Annotated in this window: 8 protein-coding genes; 4 read left to right on the forward strand and 4 right to left on the reverse strand. The window is 61.4% G+C overall.

Features of this window, described 5'->3' with window-relative positions:
* Positions 1 to 276: 276 nt before the first annotated feature.
* On the reverse strand, positions 277 to 432 hold the full coding sequence (locus TUZN_RS11275) for a hypothetical protein (protein WP_158305075.1): 156 nt from the start codon (positions 430 to 432) through the stop codon (positions 277 to 279).
* A gap of 122 nt (positions 433 to 554) precedes the next feature.
* Between TUZN_RS11275 and TUZN_RS10840 the strand changes: the two genes are divergently transcribed.
* The 4 genes from TUZN_RS10840 (at position 555) to TUZN_RS10855 (ending at position 3511) form a co-directional block, all read left to right on the forward strand.
* Positions 555 to 1424, forward strand: a complete 870-nt coding sequence (locus tag TUZN_RS10840; RefSeq protein ID WP_013681023.1) for a glycoside hydrolase family protein — start codon at positions 555 to 557, stop codon at positions 1422 to 1424.
* Positions 1414 to 2508, forward strand: a complete 1095-nt coding sequence (locus TUZN_RS10845) for an ATP-grasp domain-containing protein (protein WP_013681024.1) — start codon at positions 1414 to 1416, stop codon at positions 2506 to 2508. Before TUZN_RS10840 ends, TUZN_RS10845 begins: the two co-directional genes overlap by 11 nt.
* A 1-nt stretch (position 2509) precedes the next feature.
* The gene (locus tag TUZN_RS10850; RefSeq protein ID WP_237698238.1) at positions 2510 to 3034 is read left to right on the forward strand and encodes an HAD family hydrolase; all 525 of its coding nucleotides are present in this window, start codon (positions 2510 to 2512) and stop codon (positions 3032 to 3034) included.
* 168 nt (positions 3035 to 3202) lie between these two features.
* On the forward strand, positions 3203 to 3511 hold the full coding sequence (locus TUZN_RS10855) for a hypothetical protein (protein WP_013681026.1): 309 nt from the start codon (positions 3203 to 3205) through the stop codon (positions 3509 to 3511).
* Positions 3512 to 3643: 132 nt separating this feature from the next.
* Here TUZN_RS10855 and TUZN_RS10860 read toward each other — a convergent pair whose 3' ends face one another.
* The 3 genes from TUZN_RS10860 to TUZN_RS11610 form a co-directional block, all read right to left on the reverse strand.
* Positions 3644 to 3838, reverse strand: coding sequence for a hypothetical protein (locus TUZN_RS10860; protein ID WP_013681027.1), 195 nt, complete (start codon positions 3836 to 3838; stop codon positions 3644 to 3646).
* Positions 3839 to 4534: 696 nt separating this feature from the next.
* Complete coding sequence (locus tag TUZN_RS10865; RefSeq protein WP_237698239.1) at positions 4535 to 5014, reverse strand: nucleotidyltransferase family protein; 480 nt, start codon at positions 5012 to 5014, stop codon at positions 4535 to 4537.
* Between the two features lie 42 nt (positions 5015 to 5056).
* Positions 5057 to 5668, reverse strand: coding sequence for a hypothetical protein (locus TUZN_RS11610; protein ID WP_338064477.1), 612 nt, complete (start codon positions 5666 to 5668; stop codon positions 5057 to 5059).
* Positions 5669 to 6000: the final 332 nt, after the last annotated feature.

Raw genomic sequence — 6000 nt, forward strand, 5'->3', positions numbered from 1 at the left:
GCCCTGGCCTCAGCCACGGCTATGCCCCAGTGTTCATTAACTGTAGCGTCTAGGAATGCATGGCTGAATCCGTGGATCTGTTTATAATGGCCCTGGGCGCGTTTAGGTTAAGGACTACGTCGGCGTTAACTCCCAGTGGATCACCACCCTCAATGACGCTGATCCTAAGGCCTGTTCCCTTAGCTATTTCAGCAACCCTTCCCCACATAGCACCTCTGGATCCCCGTGGCGGCTCCACCAAATATTACAAGCTTAACCCTCTTAACTAGCCTGGCGTTAGTTCGCTAACGACCTAGTGGTACCGCTTCTCCTCACCGAATCTATTAGGCACAACGGGAGATCCTCTCCTCGAAGAGCCCTGGCGAAGAATATAGGCCGCGCGAATGTTTTTACGTCGAAGGGGATCAAATAGGCGGCGTCAGGAGGATCCACGGCCTCAGTCGGCCAGGTTTTTAATAATGTTGTCGGTTCTTATCACGCTGGCGCGACATCTCGCCGCGATTTCGACCAACCTGCTAGGCGTAGGACTTATATAACGGCGTCTATCTGCCTCTGTGTTTCCCCTATGTGAGGCGGTCGAGATCTCGCCGGTTCTTAGGGGTATTGCCCCCTACGCCGCGTGGGGATCTGCGGTTAAGTACGGGGACTGGATATATATGTACGTCTCGCGGTGCGAGGGCTCTCGGTCGTGTTCCGTCGTTGCGTACAGGTCTAGGGACTACGTAAGTTTTTCCGAGATCGGCGCGGTGTTGGAGGACGGCTTGACGGCGGCGCCGTTCTTCTGGGGGGACAGATATTATCTCGTCTACGTCGACAGGAAGAGGGGGAATAGGGTCAGGCTCGCGTCGTCTAGGGAGCCGGATTCCGGTTTTTCCGACTTGGCGATTCTGGCGACTCCGTCGTCCTTCAACGCCGCCGAGGTCGACCTTGGTAGCAACGTCTACGTGCGCGGCAACGTCGTGGATGTCTTGGTGAGCAATATACTGCCCTACCCGCGCGGCCTCTGGGCCCTCCGCTTCACGCCTGGCGGAGGCTTTATAGGTGCGTGGAGGCTGGCGGCGGGCGCAGGGACGCCGGGGCCTTGGCACAGCCTGCATAACGCGTCGGCGTATAGGGTCGGCGACTACTACCTCCTGCTCTCGGCCTCGAACGACTACTCGGAGAAGCCCTATAGGGGGTATATCGTCGGCTTCTTGATGGATAGGCTCTACGATGTCGAGGGCGCCGGGAAGTTCGTGCTCCTCGACGCCTCGGCGGAGTCTCATAGGTTCGTCGGAAGGCGCGCCGTTCTGGGCGCCGACACGCCATCCCTACTGATGGACGGGGGCAACGCCTACCTCTACCTCAGCGTCGTCGACAGGGAGGCCGGAGGGCCGTGGGATATATATTTAATCAAGTACAGGCAGTGCGCCTATGCCTACTAGGATCTTGGTGACGGGCATCGGCGGAATGGGCGGCTTTAACTTTGTCTCGGCCTTGAGGTATGCCGAGAGGGAGCTCGGCGGCCTCTTCATCGTGGGGACCGACCACAGCCCGTACCACATAATGTTCGCCGACGTGGACGTGAGGGTGAGGTCGCCGAGGCACAACGACCCCGAGTTCCTCAAGCTCCTCGTGGAGCTGGCGGGGAGGTACTCGATAGAGTTCCTCCACCCGCACCCAAGCGTGGAGGCCAAAGTAGTCTCCGAGAATAGGGACGTCTTCCTCAAGATGGGGGTGAGGCTATATCTGCCCGATCTCCAGGCCATATACCCCTCCAAGGACTTGATAGCCGAGCGGCTCCGCGCGGCGGGCGTGCCGGTGCCCGAGACGGTGGTGGTCCGCGACGAGGAGGACGTGTATAGGGCCTTCGACGCCTTGGGGAGCCCCCTCTGGATAAGGGCTAAGGAGGGCGCCGGGGGCAGGCTGAGCCTGAAGGTCAACAGCCCCGAGGAGGCTTTGTACTGGGTAAGGCTCAACGTCGTGCAGGGGAGGGCCAAGCCGGGCGATTTCCTGCTCCAGCGGTATCTGCCGGGGAGGGACGTGGCCTACGACTCCCTCTGGTACGAGGGGAGGCTTGTCATGGCCTACGCGAGGGAGCGCCTGGAGTACCCGTTCCGCCATATATCGCTTTCCGGAATCACCGGCACTCCATCGGTGGCCAGATCTATCCGCGAGCCCGAGGTGGACGACGTGGGGAGGCGCGCCGTCCTGGCCCTGGATCCGAGGCCTCACGGCTTCTACTCGGTCGACCTGAAGCAGGGGGCTGATGGGAGGTTTTACGTGACTGAGGTGGACGGCAAGTGGCACACCACGGCGCCGTTGTGGGGAGAGGCCTTCGCCAGAGCGTATGGGGACCAGTGCATGAACCTAGCCTTTGTCTACCTCGAGCTCGGCCTCGGGAGGCCGGCGAGGTGCGGGGAGGGGCGCGTCGACGCCTTCCCCGAGGGTCACTACCTCATTAGGCAGATGGATATGGGGGTCCTCCTCTATAGGGAGAGCGATGGCCGCGTCTGGAAGATCAGATAGAGTGGTCGTCCTCGACTTCGACGGAGTGATAGCGAAGCTGGACGTAGACTGGGCGTCTCTGAGGCGTGCCGTCAGGGACAGGCTCGGCCTCGACGTGCGTAGCATAAACGAGGCGTTTAGGGAGCTCTGCGGCACCCCGCTCTTCCTCGCCCTACACGAGTTCGTGGAGGCTTATGAGGTCGAGTCGGCGGCTAGGGCGAGCGTGTTCCCCGACGTGGCGCATTTCCTGGAGAGGTGGGGCGGAGCTGTGGCGATAGCCAGCATGCAGTCAGAGCGCGCGATACGCCTGGCGCTGTCCCTATCCGGCCTAGACAAGGCCTTCTCCGAAATAGCGGCCAGACCTCGCTTCTGCTCCAAGGAGGCCGAGCTGAGGCACTTCGCCGAGAAGTACGGCGCCGATAAGATAATCTTCGTCGACGACAGGAACGACAACGTGGAGGTTTGCAGAAAGGTCGGGATAGCCGGTTGCGTGCGGCTCGACAGAAGACGCGGCGATACCCTCAGCACATTGCTCCACAACCTCTAACGCGCGCCGAGTCGCCCCCTCCAACATCTGTCCGAGGTCGCGAGCCGCCGTGTGCTAGTGCCGCATTGTCGTAGCGGTCATAATATATAGATAGCCTCGCGGTAGGATGATGTTCTTAAAACTGCCGCCGTATTGTTGAGTCTGTTGATTTGAGGACCGGAGGAGGTCGTGGAGAGAGCCTTGGCGGAGGCCCGTAGCGAGGAGATGAAGGCCGTTGCTGAGGCCTTAAAGGCCCTCGCCGACTACATCAAGGCCGGATTCGCGGAGCTGGCCGCGCGGATAGAGAACCTAGAGAAACGCGCCTCCGATCTAGAGAGGAGAGTCTCCAACGTCGAGGATAGGCTCTGCGCGCTCGCCGAAGCCGCCCTCTCCCGCTACGTCTGGGAGGACCTCCGGGCGGAGGTCGAGGCTGGGGGGCGAGACATACCGTTGCTGGCATTCCGCTGGCGTGGGATTACTAGCTCCAACAACGTCTGACCGCTCGGCCAAAATGATGTAGGTCCCGTCTACGCTCCCACGTGCAAGGCCCAGAGGCTGTCGGAGACGCGGTCGTCGCATGGAGTCCGCACAGGCGCTTCTCGGGTCCTGGAAGGCTCTAGGGCCGCGGCCTCAACGGCTAGCCGGCCTCTCCCTTACCTCCTCTACCTCGCTCCTCAGCTCGACGACCTCCCGCTGGATCTCTGCAACCGCTCTCTGTAGCTCCATCAGCATGCTCTGTATATCCGCGACGGTGCTCTGGATATCTCCGATTATCTGGTACACGCCGTTCACCCTCTCGTTGACGGTGTCAACCCTGGCGTTCACATCCTCTATCCTCTTCCTGAGCGCGTCGGCGAGTTCGCCAATGCGTGCGTTGATCTCGTCGATCCTCCTGTTTGCCCAGTCTATCCCCTGCTAATATCTAGCACGGCGGAGTGAGAGGCTTCCATGTATATGCCAACCGGTATTTAAATAAACGGCACAGCAGATATCCGCGATGTCCGTATCGCGTGGAGCGGATCCCACGGCATAACACTCCACTGACTGACTTGTGGATCGCGGCTCCCGCGGCGTTTCTGACAAGGCCTCTCTCAGAAACCTAACAGCAAGCCAATCCTCCGCTAAAGCCTCTACTAGATGCGCGTTTGCATCCAGCAGAAGGCTTTGGAGGGGCTTCTCCAAAACTCCCACATCCACAACTAGTAGTTGAAAGGAATAGGGATTCCGAGAGGCCGCTAGATCGAGATAACGCCAGACGAGGGATCGACAAGCTGCTTCGCGTCAGGGACGTGCGGGCTTCACACGCCCTCCCCGCCGTCTGTGAGCCCCCGCCGCGATGGGAGTCGTTGATGTCGCCAGAAGGCTCGGCGGGCTGTTAATTAACACAACCGCCGATCCGGCGCGCGCGGTCGGCGGGCTCGGCGAGAGCCCTATGTGGCGGTCATCTGGGGGATGGTAAAGGATTGGCGGCGGTTGGTCGAGAGGCGGGGGCGCAGTACGTCCTCCCGCCTGCGCGCGGCCTCACCGCCTCCCGAGCCTCCGCCGCGCGGCGCGCCAGGCCTCGCCCACGTCCAGAAGCTCCACGTACCTCCGCGCCAAGTCCTCCCTAGCCCTCTCCCCGTTGTACACGGGCGTTCCCTCCAAGATAGATAGGAGAAGGCCGGGCGGCGCCGCGTCTACGTCCACCACGTCTACCTGCCCGTAGTCGAGGTCCAAGGCCTCCGCCACGTCGGCCGCGAAGCCCGCGGGATCCCACAGACCCACCGGCCTCGCGAACTTGACGGCTAGATCCAGATCGCGGCCGCACCCCCTCTTGGCGACGGAGCCGAAGACGACGGCGTATGCCACGCCGTGCCTCTCGAACACCTCCCTCAGCCTCCCCACGTCGTCGATACAGGGTTCGCCGGGCAACTTCGCCTCGACGATCTGCGGCATCGTGGAGGCGATCTCGCGGAAGGCCTCCAGCTCGCTCGCCTCGTCCAGCTGGTAGTATCTGTGCACGATTATGTTCCTAAAAGAGGCACCTCAAGAACTCCCCATAGCCTATCTTCCTCGCCAAAAACGCCGCCAGATCCCTATAGGTAGCCGGCTTCTCGCCCCCTCAGCCGCCGCCCACATCGCCGCCAGGTCGAGAAGGGACTGGGCCACGAGCTCCGCGAGGCGCTCGAGGGCGAACAAGTCCCCGCCCTCCTCCAGCCTCTCCCTCAGCAGGGCCAGATACCTCTTCACCCTATCGAGCTGTTCCGACAGCCGCATATGGACACCACCTTCTCGGTTTAAATAGACGCCTAGGCGAGGCGCCGGCTTGATGCCGCGCACGTAGAAGAGAAAGTTGCCGATCCCCGACTTGAGGGGCTGGTCAGTCCCCTTATAGAGGATCGGGAGAGCCGCAGATGCCAGCGAATGCCGAGCGCGTCTCAACAGGCGGCGGGCCGCTCCCCGCAGAGAAAACCGATACCTCAGCCCCAGCTCCGCCGCGCGCCAGCTCTTCTCAGCTATCTCCACCAAAAGCCTCTGGATGTCCAGAAGTAGCGCGTATAAATTGTCAATTCTCTTGTTCGTCTCGTCGATGCGTTTGTTTATTTCATCTATCCACTTGTTTGTCTGATCTATTCTTTGGCCTACCTCGGCAATCTCCCTTCCAATCTCGTCCACCTCCCTCCCTATTGTGGCCAGGTAGAGGAGAAATACGTCCTCAGTAGACAGCTTCTTGCCTCCCTCAGCTTGCCGAGGACAGACTCCACGGCCACTCTAAGCGCCTCCTGCGCCAAAGCCCCAAATCCCCACAATGCGGAAAACGCCCCTCGATAAATTCGCAAATGAGTCGAGGCGCCGTCCAGGCGCGTTCAACGCAGTCGAGGCCGCGCAGAGGCGCCCGGCCGCCGCCAGCCCGCGTCGGCTGTGGGGACACGCCGCCCTCCCCTCCCGGCGCGGCCAAGCCCGCGCCCCGGAGCGTAGAGGGGGACGTTGAGGAGTATCCAACCCCT

The organism is Thermoproteus uzoniensis 768-20, from assembly GCF_000193375.1.
GTDB lineage: Archaea > Thermoproteota > Thermoprotei > Thermoproteales > Thermoproteaceae > Thermoproteus > Thermoproteus uzoniensis_A.